Source organism: Bradyrhizobium sp. Ghvi (assembly GCF_900115265.1).
Lineage (GTDB): Bacteria > Pseudomonadota > Alphaproteobacteria > Rhizobiales > Xanthobacteraceae > Bradyrhizobium.
In genome coordinates this window covers 13,708-34,591 of sequence record NZ_FOVU01000021.1, presented here as the reverse complement: position 1 = coordinate 34,591, position 20,884 = coordinate 13,708, and the positions used below count along the sequence as shown (strand labels likewise).

Genomic DNA, 20,884 nt, shown 5'->3' with positions numbered 1-20,884 from the left:
ATCGGAGGCCAAGTCATGAGCGTTTTCCGTGGGCCTGATCGCATTCGCAGGGTCGCCTGCCTCGGAACGGGACTGATCGGCGGCGGGTTCATCGCGCTCTTTCTCTCGCGTGGGCTCGACGTTTTCGTGTGGGACCCGGCGCCAGACGCCAAGGATCGCCTAAACCAACTCCTCACGACGGCCTGGCCGACTCTGGAACGCCTCGGCGCGCGCGCGGAGGATCGCGGCACCTTAAGCTGGGCGAAAACGGCGGCAGAAGCCGTGGCGGCCGCAGATTTCGTGCAAGAGAGTGCTCCCGACCGGCTGGAACTGAAGCGAAGCCTCTACGATGAGATCGAGCCGTTAGTGCCGGCGGATGCGGTTATCGCCTCATCTACCTCCGGGATCACCATCGCTGATCTCCAAGCCGGGCGAACGCAGTCGCCACGCGTAGTCATCGGACACCCATTCAACCCGCCTTATCTAATCCCGTTGGTGGAGATCGCCGGTGCGCCGTATACGAGTGGGGAGGCGCTCGCTGCTGCAGATGCCTTTTACCAGTCGGTCGGTAAAGTCGTCATCCGCATGGATCACGAGATTCCTGGTTTCATAGCCAATCATCTGCAGGCAGCGCTGGAGCGGGAGGCCATGCACCTCGTGGCTGAGGGCCACGCGACGCCACAGCAAGTCGATGCCGCGGTTGTGCATGGTCTCGCCCCACGCTGGACCGCAATCGGTCCCTGCATGGTGCGCAACATGGGGAATCTTGCCGGCATCCGCCCCTATTTCGAGCGCTTCCATCTGGGCAGCGAGCCGCTTCTTTCCCACTTGCAACCCGCGGAGTTCACGCCTGAGCTGATCCAAGCGATGGAGGAGGGCTGCCGCGCCATGGCGTCTGGTCGCGATAATGCCGCCCTTGCGGCAGCGCGAGACCGCATGGTGATCGAGACGCTGCTTGCGCAGCGCCGCGCAGGGCTATCGACACACGGCATCTGAACGGGGTGTGGGTGGAGATCGAGGGCTTGTCCCGGAAATCTGGACCTGCGCCCTGCACGAATGTTGGAAGCTCGACGCGTTCGCTATCGCTGGAGATCGCACTAGTCGCTCAAGGCAGGCTCGGCTCAGTCCAAACGGAAACACTATAGGAGTTCTCAATGTCTCAAAAGGTTATCATCACATGCGCAGTGACCGGCGGGGGCGCTGCGGTGCTTACGAAGCATCCCAACATTCCCAAGACGCCAGCGCAAATTGCTGACGCAGCGTTGGAGGCTGCTAAAGCCGGGGCTGCGGTTGTTCACCTTCACGTCCGTGATCCAGAGACTGGAGCCCCGTCCAACCGATTTGATCTCTACGATCAGGTCGTCAAGAGGGTTCGCGACGCGGCTACCGACGTCGTCATCAACTTGACGAGCGGAATGGACGGCGAGCTTGTGCTCGATTCCATTGACCCGTTGAAGATCGGAGCGGCGACCACGCTCAAGACCCCCTTGGGGCGCTGTCTCCACGCTGTCAAACTGCAGCCAGAGCTTAGCAGCTTGGATTGCGGCACCATGGCGTACGGCGAACGCATTTTTGTTGCGCGCATGTCGGACGTTCGAGAGCTTGCGAAGCTCATGCGAGAAGCCGGCGTCAAGCCCGAGCTTGAATGCTTCGATCTCGGGCACATCGAAATTGCCAAAAGGCTCATATCCGAACACGCTGTTCAAGATCCTCCCCTCTTCCAATTCTGTCTGGGCACGGGCAACGGCGCTCCCGCTGTTCCGATTGCTGTGCAGGCGATGCGAGACCTTTTGCCGCCAGGCGCTGTCTGGGGCGGGTTCGGTTGCGCTGCCGATGAAATGCGCATGGTAGGACAGTTGGTGGCAATGGGCGGACACGTCCGGGTAGGATTGGAAGATAACATCTATCTGCGACGTGGCGTGCTTGCCTCCAACGCCGAGCTCGTCGACAATGCTGTGGGGATCATCGAGCGCATGGGCGCCAGCGTCGCCACGCCGGCCGAGGCGCGGGCAATTCTCGGCGTCGAAAAGCGCGGATAAACCGCACTCAGAATCCAGCATGGACTGCGCCATGCTGGATTCCGCACCACTGAAAACCCCCGTGTTGCAAGCGTTTCCGATGCGATCGACGATTTGATTTGTCCATCATTCTAGCTGGCGTCGTGGGCGACGCGACGAGACTGCGGGCCTGGAATTTCGATACTGGCGGGCGTGCTTCCCTCTGTGGTCACGATTCTCCGATGGCTGCCTTGGTTACGGGTAAGGTCCGTTCCACCCTGGCTGCCTAAGGAGTGGGCGAAGAAGCTTTTTGATTGGCGATCTCGCGGAGCAAACGCGGCTCTGTTCGACTGTCCGGGCCGCGGTTGAGCTAGCCGACATGCCGCGTATGCTCTTACGCTTTATTGCAAAAGCTTAGCTCGATGATCAAGCGCTCAAAGCTGCTCCAAAAATGCTTCCATGCAGAAAAATTGCGCTCTTCGCGCAGATCAGCCGAAATTCTTCGATCATCAATCGCTAAACTGGTCCTCGCAAAGAAATCAACAGAGGCGCCTCTCCTGGCGGTTTCCCTTTCTCTGAAACACGCGTGCAAAGGGACTTGGACAAGATGATCATGACATCCGCTACATCTGCAGCCAGCGATGCCGTCACCGTGCTCGTCTATGGTTCCGACGTCGATCGGTATGGATCATTGATCCGGCATCGCTTTCCTACTCTGTGCGTCTTGAGCGCCAAAAACACGGCATCACTAGAGCGCCACGTGGCCGATGCAGACATTATCCTGGCCTCCGCCTCCAGCTTTCCTGTCAAGCTCTTGGAAAAAGCGCGTCGGCTGCGTTGGTTTCAGTCAACCACCGCCGGCGTTGAATCGATCTTGCCGATTCGGCATCGCATCGGCGACCTCATCCTTACAAATGCACGGGGCATTCATGGCGAACTTATAGCCGATTTCGTCATGACGGGCATGGGCATGATGCACTGGGATTTCCCCGGTTTATGCGGGATCAGTCTGATAGGGAATGGCATACGCGATGCATTCCGCCGATGTCCGAGCGAACGCTCGGCATTATCGGGCTCGGCTCGATCGGTGCCGCTATCGCACGCCGCGGTAAGAGCGCTGGAATGACGGTGGTCGGCTCAAAACGTGACATCACTGAACCGATTCCAGGTGTCGACAGGCTTTTTCCGCCGGACGAACTCGCTGAGCTTTTGCAACTCTCCGACTTTGTGGTGATGGCCGTTCCCCACGTTCCCGAAACTACCAAGTTGATTGGTCGCGAGCAGCTTCAGCTCATGCGCCGCAGTGCCTTCCTGATCAACATTGCCCGCGGTTTAGTGATCGCGCAGAGCGATCTCATCGAAGCGCTTCAGGCAAATACAATCGCCGGCGCGCTACTCGACGTGTTTGAGCGGGAACCACTCCCAGCCGACAGTCCGCTTTGGACGATGCCCAACGTTATCATCACTCCCCACGTCTCCGGTTACCCGAGCAAATCCCGCTCGCGTATTCGAGCTCTTCAGCGGGAACGTGCAGCGATTTCTTGAGCAGAAGTCGCTGCGCAATGTGGTTGACCTGAAGCGAGGCTACTGACGCAGGTCCGCGAGCCTCAGACATTCAATATGTGCGACTTCTGGTGCAAGACGTGCTCGCCCAAGTTGCAGCCGTTTCCGGTGGGCAGGATCAGCGGTGTCGCCGTTTCAGCATCCGGAACAGGCCGGCGGTGGAGGAATGCACCGAACCGGTATCGCTGCAACGTCAGATCGCCCCCGCGTGCGAAGCCGTAGCTTGATGCATCGAAGCGTCGCATCTTCGCAATCGAGCGCCGAAATTCGACCATACAACGGCCTTCCATTTGGAAATTCGGCTTCAATTCGAACTATACTTGACTTTACGATGCTGATGTCTCCTGGGCCTCTCAATCTCGAGCGAGGGGCCTGCGCAATGCCGTTGACGCCTGTGCCCGGATACTCAGCTCGGCTCTCCGGCCGTCCCGGAGATGGATAATGCGGGCATCTGCCGGATAGCGTTGGAGCTCATCTCCAGATGGCACGGTTGATTGGAAGAATGGTATGTTCGAACTGAATGGTATTCGTGATGCACGTGGGCGTATCGCCCCTCACATCCTCTCGACACCACTCGTACGCTCGCCGACTCTCTCAGAGATTTGCCGAGTTCCGGTGGGCCTGAAGCTTGAGCACTATCAGACCACCGGCAGTTTCAAGTTGCGCGGTGCGACCAACGCGATCCTCAAGCTGACCGAAGCTGAGCGGGCACGTGGAGTCATCGCCGCTTCGACGGGAAATCATGGTCGAGCGCTTTCCCATGCAGCCAAGGCTGTGGGCTCGCGTGCAACAATCTGCATGTCGCGGCTGGTGCCTGAAAACAAGGTCTCTGAAATCCGGCGCCTCGGCGCCGATGTGCGGATCATCGGCGAGTCGCACGACGAGGCGCAGCAGGAAGTCGATCGCCTGGTGGCCGAAACGGGACTCGTGATGCTGCCGCCCTTCGACCATCCGGACGTGGTGGCCGGGCAGGGGACGATCGGTCTCGAAATTGTCGAAGCAATGCCGGATGTTGCTACCGTGCTCGTACCGCTCTCGGGTGGTGGGCTGGTAGCCGGAGTTGCGGCAGCGGTAAAGGGCTTGCGGCCACGTGCGAAGATTGTGGGAATCACCATGGAGCGCGGCGCGGCGATGAAGGCGAGTCTCGACGCCGGTCGGCCGGTACAGGTCAAGGAATTTCCAAGCCTTGCCGATTCGCTCGGCGGCGGTATCGGCCTCGACAACAAGGTGACGTTCGACATGTGCCGGGTCCTGCTCGATGAAATAGTGCTGCTGAGCGAGAGTGAAATCGCGGCCGGCATTCGTCATGCGTACGAAAATGAGCGCGAGATTCTCGAAGGCGCCGGCGCCGTCGGCATCGCGGCGCTGCTCTCCGGCAAGTGCGCCGGATTGCGAGGGCCAGTCGCGCTCGTACTCTCAGGTCGCAATATCGACATGGAGCTGCATCGACGCGTCATCAATAAAGTGAGCAATCCTCTTGGGGAGGAGGTTTGATGCGGAGAATCAACATTCTGACAGAGCGCGACCTTAGGCAGGTCGTGCCGCTTGACCTCGAAGCTGTGCAGTGCGTCGAAGATGCATTCCGTTCGCTTGCCACCAAGGCAGTTGCGATGCCGCCGATCCTGCGACTGGATATTCCAGAACATCGGGGCGAGGTGGACGTCAAGACAGCCCACATTCCAGGCCTCGACAGCTTCGCTATCAAGATTAGTCCCGGTTTTTTTGACAACCCCAAGATCGGTCTCCCAAGTACCAATGGCATGATGGTGCTGCTTTCCAGCAAAACCGGTCTGGTGCAGGCGTTGCTGCTGGACAACGGGTATTTGACCAATGTACGCACGGCCGCCGCAGGCGCGGTGGCAGCAAATCATCTCGCCCGCAAGGACGCTTCAGTGGCTGCGATTCTGGGGGCAGGAATTCAGGCGAGGCTACAACTGCAGGCGCTCGCGCTGGTCCGGCCGATTCGTGAGGCTCGCATCTGGGCGCGCGATGCCTCCAAGGCCCGAACGGTTGCACGGGAACTCTCGGCGCAACTCGGTTTTCCCATTGCCGCGTACAAGGAACCAAAAAATGCGGTGGCCGGCTCGCATGTCATCATCACAACGACGGCGGCCAATCAACCGGTTCTGAGCGCTGCATGGCTGGAACCCGGGCAGCATCTAATCGCGATGGGATCGGACGCCGAGCACAAGAATGAAATCGAGCCAACCGCGATCGCACATGCGGATCTCTACGTCGCCGACAGCCTCGCCCAGACCCGGCGCCTTGGCGAACTCCACCATGCCATTGCGGCGGGAGCGGTCGCGGGCGGCGCAGAGTTTCCAGAGCTTGGAGAAATCATTGTCGGGTCGAAGGTGGGGCGCACGAGCAAGGCTCAGATCATCATTGCCGATCTCACCGGCACCGGCATCCAGGACACCGCCATCGCTACTCTTGCCTTTGCGAGGGCAGAGGCAGCAGGCGTCGGGTCGCTGTTCGAGAGTTGAGCAGCTGAGGCGGTCGAACGCGGAATCTTCGCTCTCAGAAACTCAAACCCGATGAAGCCTTCCGTCAAGGAGTGCCGCTGAGCGGTTGTGTTGTCAACGGCGCTCCCTTTTCTGAGTCGCAGCTTTCGAATGTTGAGCGCCAGCCAAGTGGCAACTGTACAACTTGCCACTCAGGCGCCTCGTCCGTGACATCCGCCGTAAGATCAACGTCATGCAGCTCGGGGCGGCCCTCGAGCATCGGGCGTCACGTACGGCGCAATTCTGATCTCGAGAGCTGCGATCCGCGCACAAGAATGCTCTGTATCTTCAACGCCGCTTACATGGAATGCGTCGCTTAAGGAGAAATTCAGCGCAACTTGCGAATTCGGCCTGGAGGCTTGCTGCTGACGGCTATCGCCCGCGGTGACACGCCGAAGATCCTCCAGAGGCGACAGTGGCAAGGAGAAATGACTGCCCTGCTGAAAGAAACCTGTCGCTGCCTACCCTCGAGAGTCACGCAATCTAAGAGAAGGTGGCGAACGGTCGAACGTAGCCGAGGCTCACGCGTCAGCTCTCTCGACGCGGTTCATCAAGGAGGCCGACGAATTCCGGTTTCGGCGGACGGCCAGCAATGATCATTCGCCAAAATATGCCGAACTCCGTCGCCAGAGGTCGAGGGCTGGCGAGGTGCTGAGCCGGAAAGCGAAATACATATGGAATTGGCAACTTGGATCTAAGTGCGGCAACGTTGAGCATACGCCTACTCATGCGAGGGCATACTCAGCCGGACTGAAATCTGTCGAATAAGGGCACCCTAACGTCGGATTTAAGCGTGGACGCACGTCTTATTGCATTAATCCATATCAAAGCGTCGTTACAGTCGCCACAAGGTCAAAGGCAATATGAGACGTTGTAACGGGGAGGAGACATCGCATGAACAGACTTGCAAGAATGTTGCCGGTAGCAGTTTCGCTCGCAGCGGCTCTGGCGGCTCTGCCCGCGAATGCGGGTGCCGTGCTCGATCGCGTGCTCGCCACAAAGACTCTAAAAGTGGCGGCCGGGGTGGACTGGCCGCCGGCATCATTCATGAACGATAAGGGTCAGCTCGATGGTTATGATGTCGACGTCGTCAAGGGCATCGCGAAATATCTGGGCGTGCAGGTCCAATTCGTAACGCCGGGCTGGGACGTTGTCGCCGCAGCCAAGTGGGAGGGCCGTTGGGACATGGCGCTTGGTCAGATCACGCCGACCAAGGCGCGTGCCGAAAAACTCAGCTTCCCAGTCATTTACATCTATGGGCAGTCGGTTGCCGTTGTTCACAAGGACAGTAAGGCGAACCAGCTTTCCGATCTCGATGGGAAGACAGTCGGCGTCACCGCAAACACGACGCAAGAGGCCTATACCAATCGCAACCTGACGCCAGACTGGCTCGGCGGTCGGCCAGTGGAATTTCAATTGAAGCCCGGCAAGGTGAAGACCTACGAAAGCACCAATATTGCACTTGACGACCTTCGTCTCGGCGATGGTGTTCGTCTCGATGCGGTCGTCGCTCCGGCACCGATAGTGGGCAGGGCGATCAAATCCGGCTATCCGATCAAGCGCCTCGGTGGCGTGCTGTTCTCCGCCCCGGCAAGTTTCGCGACCCTGCACGGGGACAAAGAATTTGACGACAAGATTGCGGCCGCCGTCAAAAGCATGAAGGACGATGGCTCACTCTCTGAGCTGTCGCTAAAGTGGTACGGGGCCGATTACACCGTTGCAAATTAAGCCCAAGTGGGCGGGTGGCGGTCCGCACTAGCTGGGCCGCCCTTTGAGGGCGAAGCATGCTCTATTCTGATACTGTTGAATCTGAGGTGCTTGTTCACAAGCCGTGGTTTGTCGTCTCGATCTTCGCGCTTGTGCTCTTGTTGTTTCTTGTCTTCAACCTGACGGGTACCGCGGTTGGCGAACTCATGCGGCCGGTGATCGGCGATCCGCTGCAAAGTGGCCTCTACGGGCGTTTTGCGATCGCGTTCGCGATTGCCGCCATCTTCTGCCTGAACCTGGTGCTGATCGGCTTTGCCTCGCTCAGGCTCCAAATCGGCATTGTCTGGCTTGAAGTGCTGCTTCTTCTTCTCGCGTTTTTCGCAGCCTTTCACTTGAGCCTGCCGTTCATTCGGGAAAAGCTTCCCTTCCTCATCGCGCAGGGATTGGTCACGACAATCTATATCTCGGCGATTTCGATCATCTTCGCTTCGATCGTCGCGATCGTGGCCGCCGTTGCAAAGCTTTCAGGCAATGGTTTTGCGTACGCCATCGCCAGCTTTTACACCTCGTTCTTTCGCGGCATGCCGCTCCTCATGCAGATCTACCTGATCTATCTCGGTCTGCCGCAACTGGGATTTGTGATTGATGCCGTCCCTGCAGGTGTGCTGGCGCTTTCGCTCTGCGTCGGGGCATACATGACGGAAATCTTCCGTTCGGGCATTCTGAGCATTGACCGCGGCCAATGGGAGGCATCCCGATCCATGGGTTTCGGGTTCAGCCTCACGATGCGCAGGATCATCCTGCCCCAGGCGCTTCCTGTGATCGTTCCTCCAATGGGCAACATGTTCATTGCGATGCTGAAAGACAGTTCGCTTGTCTCGGCCATCGGCGTTTGGGAGCTGACGTTCCTTGCCCGCACGGTTGGTCAGGACAGTTTCCATCACATGGAGATGCTGATATCGGCCGCCGTCATCTATTGGCTTATGTCAATCTGCCTCGAGCTTGTTCAGTCTCGAGTCGAGCGACGTTTCGCCAGGAGCAAGGCGCGATGAACGTCGGCCAGGGCAACGAAGCCAAGAACGTTTCAATGTCGCGCCTCATCTCTGAGGTGCCCGTGGATCTGCCTCAAGCTGATTCGATCCCGGGTCGAGCGTCATTTCGCCAGGAGCAAGCGGCGGTGGCCGAGGACAAGATTATCGAAGCGAGGAAGGTATCGAAGTGGTACGGGACCTTCAGGGTTTTGACGGACATCAATCTCAATGTTCGCAAGGGTGAGCGCATCGTCATTTGCGGCCCCTCCGGATCGGGGAAATCAACCCTGATCCGCTGCTTCAACCGGCTTGAAGCGCACCAGGAGGGCGAGATCATCGTGAACGGGATCAGGCTGCACAACAAAATGCGCAACGTGGGCGAAGTTCGGAAGAACGTCGGCATGGTCTTTCAGCACTTTAATCTCTTTCCACATATGACTGTGCTGATGAATTGCATGGTTGGTCCGATGTGGATCAAGGGGATGCCCGAGACCGCAGCAAGGCGGAACGCCTTGAGATTCCTCGAGCGCGTGCGCATTCCAGAACAGGCGGACAAGTACCCGGTTCAGCTCTCCGGAGGACAGCAGCAGCGTGTTGCAATCGCCCGCTCGCTCTGCATGGAGCCTGCGGTCATGCTGTTCGATGAACCGACCTCGTCGCTCGATCCGGAAATGGTTGCTGAAGTGTTGGAGACGATGACCAGCCTGGCGCGCGACGGCATGACTATGGTTTGCGTCACGCACGAGATGGGCTTTGCACGTGCCGTCGCGGACCGTGTACTCTTCATGGACACCGGTCGGATCGTCGAAGAGGGCAAGCCCCAGGATTTCTTTACCAATCCGCAGCACGACAGAACGAAGCTCTTCCTCAGCCAGATCTTATCGCACTGAAGGGCCTCACCCCAACTTCAGAGTCGCGCCGTGCCTCTCGTTGCAGAATAAGTTCATGGCGACGCGGGCAAGCGCGTCCCGGTAGCTCAAATCGAGGATCCTCAATGAAAATCATACCGGAGATTCAATCTGCTCAAGAAGAGATGAAGGCCCTCCGCCGCTGGTTCCACGCTTATCCAGAGCTTAGCTTTGAGGAAGAGCAAACCTCGGAGCGCGTCGCAAAGACGTTGGAGGGGTACGGCATTGAGGTGCATCGTGGCCTTGCCCGTACGGGTGTCGTTGGAGTTCTGCGCGCAGGGCACGGCAATCGTTCCGTGGGCTTGCGCGCCGACATGGATGCGTTGCCGATGCACGAGCTCAATACGTTCGCTCATCGCTCGCAGTACCCTGGCAAGATGCATGCCTGTGGTCACGACGGGCACATGGCGATGCTCCTCGGCGCCGCTCGCTACCTGGCGAAGAGCCGAGACTTTGATGGCACGATCGTGTTGATCTTTTCGCCTGCGGAGGAAAATGGATCGGGCGCAAAGGTCATGATCGACGAGGGGATTTTCGACAAGTTCCCGGTCGACGCTGTTTTTGGACTGCACAATTCGCCGGGCACGCCTCTTAACACTTTCGGCGTCCGGCCAGGCCCAATCCTCGCGGGGAGCGCGGAGTTTGATATTCGCATTATCGGCGTCGGCGCACACGCTGCTTTCCCGCAAGACGGGAAGGACCCGGTCCTAACTGGTGCGCAGCTCGTGACCGCGCTGCAGGGAATCATCACGCGCAATAAAAAGCCGCTCGATACCGCGGTACTTTCGGTCACTCAGTTTCATGGAGGCGAGGCCAGAAACGTTATCCCGGATATCGTGACAATCGGCGGTACCGTAAGAGCATTTAGCGAAGCGACGCTAGACCTTATTGAATCGCGGATGCGTACAATCGTTGGGAGCGTCGCTGAAGCGAATGAATGTAAGGGCGAACTGAAGGTCAGGCGTTGTGCGCCGACGATCAATTCACCGGATGAAACGCAGTTTGCGGCTAAAGTCATGAAATCGATTGTTGGTGAAAGCAAGGTCAACCTCGACGTCGAGCCATCAATGGGCGGTGAGGACTTCGCCTACATGCTACAGGCGCGTCCCGGTTCTTTCGCCTTTTTGGGCGCTGGAAATGGCGAGCACCGCGAACTGGGCCACGGACCAGGCCCCTGCAGTCTCCACAACACGAGTTATGACTTCAATGACGAAATACTGCCAGTGGGATCCACCTACTATGTCGAGCTAGCACGGCAGTGGCTTGGCGGCGCCCGCGCGTAAAGTCGGGTAGTTTCACGTGCGGACGACAGAGCAGACACTATAGGACATTAGAAAGCAGGCAATGAGCGAGCGCGGCAGCTTTTATCTGGGTAATGATGACCCCTCACCAGTCGAGATCCTTCACGCAAAAGCTCATAGCGAATTTCTCCTGATGTGTGAGCATGGAGGAAGAAAAGTTCCAAAATGCCTTGGAGATCTCGGGGTAGATCGCAGCGAGATGGATAGGCACATCGCCTACGATGTCGGAGCGGAAGCCGTGGCCCGCCGCGTCGCCAGTGCTCTTTGCGCACCGCTATTTATCCAACCGTACAGCAGGTTGGTCGTTGATTGCAATCGCCCGCCCGAAGCTGCGGACTTGATTCCAGAGGTGAGCGATGGCACCAAAATTCCTGGGAACCTTGGGTTGACGCGGGAAGAACAGAGTCTCCGTTTCGAACAGATCCATCGACCATTTCACGAAGCAGTTTCAGCCGGCCTAGATCGCGTGACGGCCCGGGGACAACAACCAGTACTTCTGACAATTCATAGCTTTACACCGATCATGCGGCGCACGGGCGAAGTGCGAGAGATTGAATTTTGCATTTCTTGCAATAGAGACGATCGCCTCGCAAAGGCGATGCTCTTCGAAGTACGTGCTGCTTATCCGGCCGTGAATGTTGGCTTCAATGATCCCTATCCTGTCACCGATATGGAAGACTACGCCATACCTGTGCATGGCGAGCGCCGAGGAATTCCACATGTTCTCGTCGAAGTCAGAAGTGATCTCATTTCCGACGAGGCGGGACAAACGAAGTGGGCGCACATCGTTTCCAGCACAATCCGTGCTGCGGTGGAGAGGGTGAAGCCTCGAGATGCTATGTCATAGCTGACCAGCAGAGCTAGGTCATGGCGAAGGTTACAGCGCGAGTCATGCGGCCGGGGTGAGCCAAGCCAAGCCAAGCCAAGCCAAGATCGAACGTGCAACGCTCTTGGTCAAATCACTGGTGCTGAGCGTGTGAACTGAACAATGACTGACCTTAAACGTACAATTACCGAAATTCCGCCGGCTCGGCGAGCCTCTGCTCTTTACCAGCCCTGGGTCATAAGCGGCACCCAATTGTTTGTCTCGGGCCAAGTCTCCGATCACCCAATGGTCTCTGTGAGAGGTATCGTTGGCGAAGATCTGAGCACTGAACAAGGCGTGATGGCGGCCCGCCTGTGCGGGCTCAACCTGATAGCACAAATCACCGATGCAGTCGCCGGCGACCTTTCATTAGTCAAGAAAATCCTGCGGGTGACGGGCTATGTGCGGTGCGCACGAGAATTTACCGATATCCCGAAAATTGTTAACGGATGCTCAGAGGCATTAATCGAGGTCCTTGGACCAGAAGTTGGCGGTCACGCAAGGACAAGCGTTGGCGTATTCGCGCTTCCGAGGCTATTCGCGGTGGAATGTGACGCGATCGTAGAACTGAACGGTATCGTCGATCGCACCCGCTAGAGCATCCGCCGAGCTGAATGAATCGAAAGAGATTCCCAAATCAGCGGTGAGATGATTCAAGCTGCCTGCCGGAACTGGAGGCCGGCAGGCATGTCGAAGGCTCTCTCGCTGGATCTTCGGGTTAGGGTTTGGGCCGCGGTGAAGGCGGGGGCATCGCACCGCGAGGCGGGCGAACGAAGGTGGGACGGTGGACGCCGGTTTTGTAGCTGCCGATCTGGCGAAGATCGGTGAGGTCCGCGAGGAAACGGTCGGCGTCAATATCCGGCATGCTGGTTCCTGATGGGGTCCGCAAAAAACCTTTGGGGCGATGGGGAATAAACTAAAACAGAGGTTGGCTGGGGAGCCACCGGATGATGTAGTGTTCCGCCTCGTTCACGGATCGTGCGGATTGTCGTGGAGGCAGCCTAACAAGCGTCAAAGCCGACATTGCCCGATGTATAGCTCATCGCGCCGACTTTGCGCGACCAATTGGGAAGTGTGACGCTTTCCTGCGCTACTAGCCAGGCAATCGGCCGCAGAAATCCGGCGCAACGAACCCTGCCATTGCTCAATATCGACTTTGACATTTGCTATTATGTGCTGATGACGACAGTAGATTTGCCCTCCCTCGGTATCCTACTCCTAGATCGCGCGCTTCCCCCCGACGTCACACCACCGACGCCGCCGGCGGGATCGATGCGAAGTCCAGCTACCTTCGGTTTTCCAACTATCTCGGAAACCGTCGCTGGTGCTTATGGCGACGATGTCATTCGAGGCAAGCCAGAGCTGGACTCGGCCTACATCGCGGCTGCCCGACGCTTGGTCGAACGAGGCGCCGTCGCAATAAGCTCCAACTGCGGCTTCACTGTTCGGTATCAGGCGGCGGTGGCCGCGTCGGTGAAAGTCCCTGTTGTGCTGTCTAGTCTACTCCTGTTGCCGGCGTTGCTCCGCCAGCTGCCAGCTGCCTCGAAGCTTGCCGTCGTAACCTTCGATTCAACGCATTGCGGAGAAGATCTGCTCGGGCTCGACGATCCTGCAGCACGGGCGCGGGTGGTTATCGGCGGAATCGAAGGCGGCAAATTGTGGCACAACGAGATGAGGCGTACGCCGCTGCCGACCAGTCTTGAAGATATTGAGGAAGAAGTGGCCGCCCGCATCGCGCGACTCCGAACTGCGCACCCGGAAATCGCGGCAATCCTGTTCGAATGCACGGTCTTCCCCTTGGTTGCGCCCGCCATCCGCCGGATTACAGGGCTGCCCGTCTATGACATCACCGCCCTGTGCCGGATGACGTTCGCATCCGTCGCGCGCGGGTGTGTAACGGTTTAGTCTTCAGGGACGCCCTCCAGGAGGTACGCAGGCCGCCCAATTGGAGCGATTAGACTTTAAGCGATCGGCGTCCAGGCCATCGGCGCACCCGCTCGCTGCGGCATGACATTCGATGGACTGGTCGGCGTCGGCCGTCCGCCTCCAACGTCGCTAGTCCAGGCGTCTATGACGAAGTCCTGCGTTAAGATGAAAAATTCGCCTGATGGATGTGCGCTTGGACAGAAGTTCACCGGCTTTCTTTTTCATGCCGGCGTCCCAAGTGCGTTTAGAGATTGAACAATGAGCAGGCGCAGTAACGACCTTCGGTCGGAAGTCCGACGCCGTGATCAAGCTGCGTCACGCCATGCATCGGGAGCCTGAGTTCTCCAACGCGGAATGGAAGACGCAGGAGCAGATCCGCAGCATACTGCAGCGTTTCGGCCTCGAAGCAGTCAAGGTATTCCGCAACACCGGCCTCTATTTCGTCATCGAAGGCACCGCCTCCGGTCCGAAGCGGTCGATTGCTGCGCGTGGCGACATCGATGCGCTCCCAATCCAGGAGGCGCGAGGATCTGCCCTATCGCTAGCAGGTCGATGGCATTATGAATGCCTGCGGCCATGACATGCACGGCTCTATCGCGCTCGGCACTGCGCTGGCCTTCCACCGGTGCGGGTCTTGTTCCAGCCGGCGGAGGAGGCGGAGCCGCTCGGTGCAACAGGAGAAGCTGCTGGGCGGCTTCGATCGAGCAGTTGGCTTCCGCGTCAGTCTCGGGATTCCTACCGGCAAATTCGGTGCACGGGAGAGGGGCGGTAAGCAAATCCGCCGACCAGTTCAAGCTCACCATCACCGGCGAAATGGCCCATGGCGCGACACCGCATCACGGCGTGGACGCAATCGCTGCCGCCTTGGTCAATGAGGTGCAGAAGGTGGTCTCGCGCGAGATGCCAGTCGCCGCCGGCGCAGTCATTACAATCGGGACCATCCATGGCGGCGAGGCGACGAACATCATCTGCCCCTCCGTTGTCATGCAGGGGACGACCAGGACCTGCAGCCAGGAGTGCCGGGCGCTGCTGTCGAAACGCATGCGCGAGCTGGCCGAAGGCGTCGCTCCGGGGCCGCGACGTGGGATACGTAACAAGAGCAGAGTATCTATCAGACCGGCAACAGCCCCCGATTGTGTCAAGCCGCCACGCGCAACGTGGTCTTCGGTTCTTACGCTCTGAACCTCTTTGAATCCTAGGTAGGTGATAAGCAGCAAGACTTCATCGGTACCGTGCCAGCTCGAACGTTTCCGGGCTCAAATCATCTCTCGTGCCCTGCTCAAGTACATTCGGCGGTCGACCGCTGAATGAAAAGGCGATGAGTTTTCCGTTCAATTGCAGAATTTCTGAGCTGTCAGGCACGACATTAGGGAATTTCGGCTTCAGCAGCTTGGTAATAGGTGCGTAAACAGATGGTAGATGGCGAAGCCTGACAGTCGTCGATGCGGTTCCCGCTGACCTCTACACGAGTTTGTGGTCATTTATCCTGAGGGCAGGGCGAGAATCAGCACTAGGAGCTGAATGGTAAAGCAATGCTGGTTGTCTAATGCGAGGGAGAATCTTGCGTGAAGTGGCCAATGAGCACCCCATGTTTCTAAGTCTCGGCGTCCTCGGATCGTCGAGAGCTTATCAGCTTGCCTCAAGCGTCCTCAGGATTCAGTCATGAAGGCTATCAAAATTGATGGAAGGTCCATCGCCGAGGCCCTCCGGGCTAGCGTCGCGCGCGATGTGGCATTACTCCGGGACGAATGCAAGTTTACCCCGGGGCTCGCCGTGGTGCTGGTTGGCAAGGATCCGGCCAGTTCGGTTTACGTGAAGACAAAGGCCAGACAGGCGCAAGCCGTGGGGTTCAAATCTCAGCAATTCCAGCTGCCGAGCGATGTCGATGAGGCTGAGCTGCTGGCAGTGATAGAGGAGCTCAATGCTGACGAGTCCATAGATGGTATCCTGGTTCAGCTTCCGCTCCCCGGGCACATAAACCGTTGGCGCGTGCTGGAGGCGATCAGTCCGGCCAAGGATGTCGACGGCTTTCATCCCTACAATGTTGGAAGGCTGGCAGCCGGTCGACCAGCTCTCGCGCCTTGCACTCCGCTGGGTATCGTCCATCTCATCAACACAGTCGTGAGCGACTTGAATGGTCTCGACGTTGTCGTTATTGGTCGCTCGAATATCGTCGGAAAGCCTCTGGCACTTCTGCTCGGCGACGCCGGATGTACCGTAACAGGCGCGCAGCTCCAGACGCGAAACCTGCCTAGTATCTGTCGAAAGGCCGACATCGTCGTCGCTGCCGCAGGTTGCGCTGAGCTTGTCAGGGGCAATTGGCTCAAGCCGGGTGCGATTGTCATTGATGTCGGTATCAATCGTGCGATCGATTCAATCGGCAATATCAGACTTGTCGGAGATGTAGCATTCGCCGAGGCGAGCGAGCGCGCAAGCTACATAACTCCGGTGCCTGGCGGTGTCGGGCCCATGACAGTTGCCTACTTGCTCGCGAACACCGTCAAGGCGGCAGTTTCGCGGCGAGGTTTGTCCTTGGTCAGGAATTTTGAATCCAGCTACATTTCGCAATCCTGCTCGCGGGAGCACGATCGTGCGCTTGATTTGGAGCGGTTAACTTAGAGTGTCGGCATCGTCGCCGTTTAGCGGGCATTTCTTGCAATCACTCTATTCGTGGAACTGAGCAAAGCGACTCCGTCTTAGCGTGGCGCCAAGTTTCTCAGCCGGCGATAGCTGTCGACGATGCAGGCGACGGCGTGTCCGTATTCGTCGAGCGCCTCCAGGAAGAAGCCTTCCATGGCCAACGGCCGATCCTGACGCTCGGTTTTTCCTGAGCGATACCCGGAGAACGGCAGGCGCTGATTTGGCACGACCTGGCTGAGCAGATGAACATGCCCTCAAGGGTTCGAAAGAAGTGCGAAGCGACGGTCAGGCTTGAGAAAGAGAGTGGTTCGCGGAGTTATTGGGTAGGGCGTTGGACAATGTACATCACGTGGGAGCCACGCCGTGGAATTGACACCTGACCAACCTCAGGAAGTTCTCAACAGGGTGCGATCGCGAGCGGGTCTCCAAGCACGGTTTTATCACATCGCGAATTGAACGGCGGCGAGAAACGGCTGAACGCCGGCTGGCGTTATCGGCATGTCAGGTAACGCCCGCCGATCGCTCCAAATCTCAGAGCGGCTCAATGTCAAAGGCTCGCGCGACAGAAGAGCTTCAGTTTTGCCGATCAGGCGCAGAATTCCTGCTTCGCGAAGGCCCACATTAATGAAATTCGGATCTGGGGACCGATAACATCCAAACATCAAACTTTCGGTTTGGCCAATGGATGGAAATCAAAATGCTCAGGAGGCGGTCGAATTTTGCAGAGTGCTGCAGAAAGTCCGCACAGTGTCACGCATCGTTCGTCGACAGCGGCGTCAACTATCAGGCGCAACACTTGTGCAATCGTTCGATATCGCAGGAGGGGCTCATGAAAGGCACGGCGAAAGAAATCTCCAGATCGAGGGGTACGTGATGCGCCACGCCGCCAAGTGCGAAACCGTAAATGACCGCGAGGATTCGAATGATATCCGAGCACTGATCCTGGATCTCGCTCAGATCCGCCTGCAATCATTTTTCTGAGTCGTCGAATGCAAAACAAGCTACCCTCCCATGCCGAATACGTCATCGTCGGCGGTGGCATCATCGGTCTGTCCATCGCCTATCACCTGACGCGGCTTGGGCATCGCGATGTTTTGCTGCTCGAACGCGATCAGCTCACCTGCGGGACCACTTGGCATGCGGCGGGGCTGGTGACTCAGCTTCGAGCCAGCGAAAACATGGCGAAGCTGGCCCAATACACGGCGGGTTTGTTCGAAGAACTCGAGAAGCTGACTGGGCAGCACACCGGATTTCGTCAATGTGGATCCATTACTGTCGCGGCGACACCGGCGCGCCTTGAGGAGCTGAAGCGAGGAGCGTCGATGGGACGCTCCTTCGGGCTCGATGTCGAAATTATCGACGCCGCCGAGGCGAGGCGCCGCGTGCCGTTGCTCGATGTGGCCGACGTACTTGGAGCGGCGTGGATTCCCTCCGATGGCAAGACGAATCCGGTGGATACGGCGCGCGCGTTCGCGGTCGGCGCGCGGAAGGGAGGGGCCAAAATCCTGGAGCGTACACCAGTAACGCGCATCGTAGTCGAAAAGGGGCGCATCGCCGGCGTCGAGACTGCAGAAGGCATCGTGCGCACTGAAAAAGTCGTCATCTGCGCGGGGATGTGGACCCGGGCGCTCGCTGCCGATCTCAATTGGACGGTGCCGCTGCACGCGGCAGAACACTTTTACGTCGTGACAGAGTCTATTGCCGGCTTGCCGCCCGATACTCCAACGGTGCGCGACCTTGATGCGTGCTTCTATGCAAAGGAAGATGCGGGCAAGTTGCTGGTGGGTTTCTTCGAAACCAACGGCAAACCTTGGGGGATGGAGGGAATTCCGCGTGAGTTCAGCTTCGATTCCCTGCCTGACGACCTCGATCACATCGAGCCCTATCTTGCCGATGCCATGCGGCGAATGCCGCAGCTGGCAAACGTGGGGCTCCAATTGAACTTCAATGGTCCGGAGAGCTTCACGCCGGACAACCGATTTCTGCTGGGACCTGCGCCTGACATCGGGGGCCTCTATGTAGCCTCGGGCTTCAATTCCTGCGGTATCGAGTCATCGGGCGGGGCTGGAAAAGTCATGGCCGAGTGGATGTCGACGGGCATGCCCGCCAACGACTATTGGGAAATGGACGTTCGACGCGCTATGCCGTTCCAGCGCAACCGCCGATATTTGCGGGATCGAACTGGCGAGGCGGTTGGGCTCCTTTACGCCCTGCATTGGCCTCACAAGTCGCCCGCGACGGCACGTAACGTGCGCGTCTCGCCGCTGCATGATCGGCTGTTAGCTGCTGGCGCGAAGTTCGGCGAGGCTGCCGGGTGGGAGCGGGCGCAATGGTTTGGCGTCCCTGAAGCGGAGGCGAACGCCTGCGCCACATTTGCCCGCGACGATTGGTTCAAGGCGAGTGGGGCGGAACACGAGGCGACTCGCTCCGGCGTGACTCTGTTTGATCAGACCTCCTTCGCGCATCTGCTGGTGCAGGGGCGTGACGCGCTCGCCTTTCTTCAGCGCCTTTCCACTAACGATCTTGACGCTCCAGTGGGCCGCATTGTGTACACGCCGTGGCTCAACGAGCGCGGCGGCATGGAGTCGGACGTCACCATCGCACGAACGGCCGAAGAGGAATTCCTGGTTGTAACGGCCGCCGTACAACGCATTCGGGATCTCGCCTGGCTGCGAACGCATGCTAGAGATGCTGGTCATGTATCCGTCAGCGACGTGTCGTCAGGCTACACATGCCTCTCCGTTATGGGACCGCTCTCGCGAGAACTGCTTATGCGCGTGAGCCCGGCGGATTTTTCCGATGCAGCGTTTCCGTTCGCGGCGGTTAGAGAAATCGAGATTGGCTATGCCCTGGCGTTCGCTTTCCGCATGACCTTCGTCGGGGAGCTCGGATGGGAGCTGCACATTCCGACCGAACAGGCGCTGGGCGTCTACGACGCGCTCATCGCTGCAGGACGCGATCTCGATCTGCGTCACGCGGGCTACGTGGCACTGAACACATTGCGTCTTGAGGCGGGTTACCGCGACTGGGGCGCGGACGTAAGCGATGAGGATTCGCCGCTCGAAGCGGGACTTGGGTTCACGATCGCGTGGAAAAAGCGTGAGGATTTCATCGGGCGGGCAGCTCTTGAACCGCAGCGCGGGCACGTTCCGCGTCGACGTCTAGTGCAATTGGCTGCGCCCCGTGCGGTGCCGCTCATGTTCGGCACAGAGCCGGTCTGGCGCAATGGATCGCTCGTAGGCTATCTGCGCTCCGCCGGCTTCGGTCACACCCTGGGCTGCGGCGTCGGCATGGGATATCTGCACTCCGACAGCGGCGTGAGTGCCGAATGGCTGTCTGAAGGAGCTTTCGAGATAGAGATCGCGGGCAAAAGGCACCCTGCCATCGCATCACTCCGCGCGTTCTATGATTCGAACCGCACTCGAGTGAAAGGCGAAATGCGCAAGGTCGAAGACCTCATCGCTCCGGAGCTGCTCATGGCACGCTCCAAGGGATGATTGTTACCTCAACCATTCTTCAACGCAGTTTTCGAGGGGCCGCCGTCGGGCGGGGACCGCAATGTCGGATCGTTCCATGATCCTCGCCTTATCCTGCCCTGATCGTCCAGGCATCGTCTCGGCGGTCTCGAGTCTTCTGTTTGAAGCCGGTTGCAACATCCTCGACGCTCAGCAGTTCGATGATACCGAGACCGGTCACTTTTTCATGCGCGTTGTCTTCGACCGCCTCGATCTGGCGAAATCAGAGGCGGAAATCATCACATTGATCGAGGGCCTCGCCGAACGCTTCGCCATGAAGTGTTCTTTGCGGCAGAGCGCCGTCAAGAAACGTGTGATGCTACTGGTTTCCAAATTCGATCATTGTCTGGCTGATCTGCTCTATCGCTGGCGCATCGGCGAACTGCCGATGGAGGTGACGGGAATCGTTTCCAACCACGGCCGCGAGCATCTGGTTTCCAGTGACCTGACCGAGCTGCCCTTCTATCATCTTCCTGTCACCAAGCAGACAAAGATGGAGCAGGAGGCGCGAATCTGGGAACTCGTGCAGGAGACCAACACCGATCTCGTTGTCCTCGCACGTTACATGCAGATTCTGTCGGACGGCTTCTCGGCCAAACTGTCGGGGCGCTGCATCAACATTCATCACTCCTTCTTGCCAGGGTTCAAGGGCGCTAAGCCCTATCACCAAGCCCATGAGCGAGGCGTCAAATTGATCGGTGCGACGGCGCATTATGTCACGTCCGATCTCGACGAAGGACCGATTATCGAGCAGGATGTCGAGAGAATCTCGCATCGGGACACGCCGGACGATCTCATCCGTAAGGGCCGTGACATTGAACGGCGCGTACTCGCCCGCGCCGTGCGCCATCACCTTGAGGATCGCGTGGTACTGAATGGTAGGAAGACTGTCGTCTTCACCGGCTGACCGAAACATGCAGAGTTAGAGAGTGGCGCGAGAGGGTTGCT

At 58.5% G+C, this 20,884-nt stretch carries 20 protein-coding genes; 19 read left to right on the top strand and 1 reads right to left on the bottom strand.

All coding sequences use genetic code 11. The features are described 5' to 3' along the window. Positions 1–15: 15 nt before the first annotated feature. The 4 genes from BM374_RS35790 (at position 16) to BM374_RS39715 (ending at position 3,521) form a co-directional block, all read left to right on the top strand. The gene (locus BM374_RS35790) at positions 16–975 is read left to right on the top strand and encodes a 3-hydroxyacyl-CoA dehydrogenase NAD-binding domain-containing protein (protein WP_092303436.1); all 960 of its coding nucleotides are present in this window, start codon (positions 16–18) and stop codon (positions 973–975) included. A gap of 158 nt (positions 976–1,133) precedes the next feature. Next, complete coding sequence (locus BM374_RS35785; RefSeq protein ID WP_092303434.1) at positions 1,134–2,018, top strand: beta-keto acid cleavage family enzyme; 885 nt, start codon at positions 1,134–1,136, stop codon at positions 2,016–2,018. A 556-nt stretch (positions 2,019–2,574) separates the two neighbouring features. Next, positions 2,575–3,102: a Rossmann-fold NAD(P)-binding domain-containing protein gene (locus BM374_RS39720; protein WP_244552827.1), complete on the top strand. Its 528-nt coding sequence runs from the start codon at positions 2,575–2,577 to the stop codon at positions 3,100–3,102. Beyond that, positions 3,021–3,521, top strand: coding sequence for an NAD(P)-dependent oxidoreductase (locus BM374_RS39715; RefSeq protein ID WP_244552826.1), 501 nt, complete (start codon positions 3,021–3,023; stop codon positions 3,519–3,521). Before BM374_RS39720 ends, BM374_RS39715 begins: the two co-directional genes overlap by 82 nt. Before the next feature lie 62 nt (positions 3,522–3,583). On the opposite strand, the gene BM374_RS35775 is transcribed toward BM374_RS39715, so the two are convergent. Continuing rightward, positions 3,584–3,814, bottom strand: a complete 231-nt coding sequence (locus tag BM374_RS35775; RefSeq protein ID WP_092303432.1) for a hypothetical protein — start codon at positions 3,812–3,814, stop codon at positions 3,584–3,586. Between the two features lie 232 nt (positions 3,815–4,046). On the opposite strand from BM374_RS35775, the gene eutB reads away from it, so the two are divergent. The 15 genes from eutB to purU all read left to right on the top strand — a co-directional run bounded on the left by eutB (position 4,047) and on the right by purU (position 20,843). Then, positions 4,047–5,033, top strand: coding sequence for a hydroxyectoine utilization dehydratase EutB (eutB, locus tag BM374_RS35770; RefSeq protein ID WP_092303429.1), 987 nt, complete (start codon positions 4,047–4,049; stop codon positions 5,031–5,033). Continuing rightward, positions 5,033–6,025: an ectoine utilization protein EutC gene (gene eutC / locus BM374_RS35765; RefSeq protein ID WP_092303427.1), complete on the top strand. Its 993-nt coding sequence runs from the start codon at positions 5,033–5,035 to the stop codon at positions 6,023–6,025. The genes eutB and eutC overlap by 1 nt, the downstream gene beginning before the upstream one ends. 912 nt (positions 6,026–6,937) lie before the next feature. Beyond that, the gene (locus BM374_RS35760) at positions 6,938–7,771 is read left to right on the top strand and encodes a transporter substrate-binding domain-containing protein (RefSeq protein WP_092303425.1); all 834 of its coding nucleotides are present in this window, start codon (positions 6,938–6,940) and stop codon (positions 7,769–7,771) included. Positions 7,772–7,827: 56 nt separating this feature from the next. After that, positions 7,828–8,802 (top strand): amino acid ABC transporter permease, encoded by a 975-nt coding sequence (locus tag BM374_RS35755; RefSeq protein WP_092303423.1) that lies wholly within the window; start codon positions 7,828–7,830, stop codon positions 8,800–8,802. A gap of 125 nt (positions 8,803–8,927) precedes the next feature. Continuing rightward, complete coding sequence (locus tag BM374_RS35750; protein WP_283807109.1) at positions 8,928–9,671, top strand: amino acid ABC transporter ATP-binding protein; 744 nt, start codon at positions 8,928–8,930, stop codon at positions 9,669–9,671. 104 nt (positions 9,672–9,775) lie between these two features. Beyond that, on the top strand, positions 9,776–10,972 hold the full coding sequence (locus tag BM374_RS35745) for a M20 aminoacylase family protein (RefSeq protein ID WP_092303421.1): 1,197 nt from the start codon (positions 9,776–9,778) through the stop codon (positions 10,970–10,972). 61 nt (positions 10,973–11,033) lie between these two features. Further along, positions 11,034–11,837: an N-formylglutamate amidohydrolase gene (locus BM374_RS35740; protein WP_092303419.1), complete on the top strand. Its 804-nt coding sequence runs from the start codon at positions 11,034–11,036 to the stop codon at positions 11,835–11,837. Positions 11,838–11,978: 141 nt separating this feature from the next. Next, on the top strand, positions 11,979–12,452 hold the full coding sequence (locus BM374_RS35735; RefSeq protein WP_092303417.1) for a RidA family protein: 474 nt from the start codon (positions 11,979–11,981) through the stop codon (positions 12,450–12,452). 543 nt (positions 12,453–12,995) lie between these two features. Continuing rightward, positions 12,996–13,760, top strand: coding sequence for an aspartate/glutamate racemase family protein (locus BM374_RS39085; RefSeq protein ID WP_349510020.1), 765 nt, complete (start codon positions 12,996–12,998; stop codon positions 13,758–13,760). A gap of 322 nt (positions 13,761–14,082) precedes the next feature. Continuing rightward, positions 14,083–14,361: a hypothetical protein gene (locus BM374_RS39710; protein WP_244552825.1), complete on the top strand. Its 279-nt coding sequence runs from the start codon at positions 14,083–14,085 to the stop codon at positions 14,359–14,361. A gap of 170 nt (positions 14,362–14,531) precedes the next feature. Next, positions 14,532–14,963 carry a peptidase dimerization domain-containing protein gene (locus BM374_RS39705; RefSeq protein WP_244552824.1) on the top strand — a complete coding sequence of 144 codons (432 nt, stop codon included), beginning with the start codon at positions 14,532–14,534 and terminating at the stop codon, positions 14,961–14,963. A 480-nt stretch (positions 14,964–15,443) separates the two neighbouring features. After that, on the top strand, positions 15,444–16,400 hold the full coding sequence (gene folD / locus BM374_RS35720) for a bifunctional methylenetetrahydrofolate dehydrogenase/methenyltetrahydrofolate cyclohydrolase FolD (RefSeq protein ID WP_092303415.1): 957 nt from the start codon (positions 15,444–15,446) through the stop codon (positions 16,398–16,400). Between the two features lie 702 nt (positions 16,401–17,102). Beyond that, positions 17,103–17,402, top strand: a complete 300-nt coding sequence (locus BM374_RS38255; protein WP_143270333.1) for an acyl-CoA dehydrogenase family protein — start codon at positions 17,103–17,105, stop codon at positions 17,400–17,402. An 8-nt stretch (positions 17,403–17,410) separates the two neighbouring features. After that, positions 17,411–19,918, top strand: a complete 2,508-nt coding sequence (locus BM374_RS35710; protein WP_092303411.1) for a GcvT family protein — start codon at positions 17,411–17,413, stop codon at positions 19,916–19,918. A 61-nt stretch (positions 19,919–19,979) separates the two neighbouring features. Then, positions 19,980–20,843, top strand: a complete 864-nt coding sequence (purU, locus tag BM374_RS35705; RefSeq protein WP_210188623.1) for a formyltetrahydrofolate deformylase — start codon at positions 19,980–19,982, stop codon at positions 20,841–20,843. The last annotated feature ends 41 nt before the right edge of the window (positions 20,844–20,884 follow it).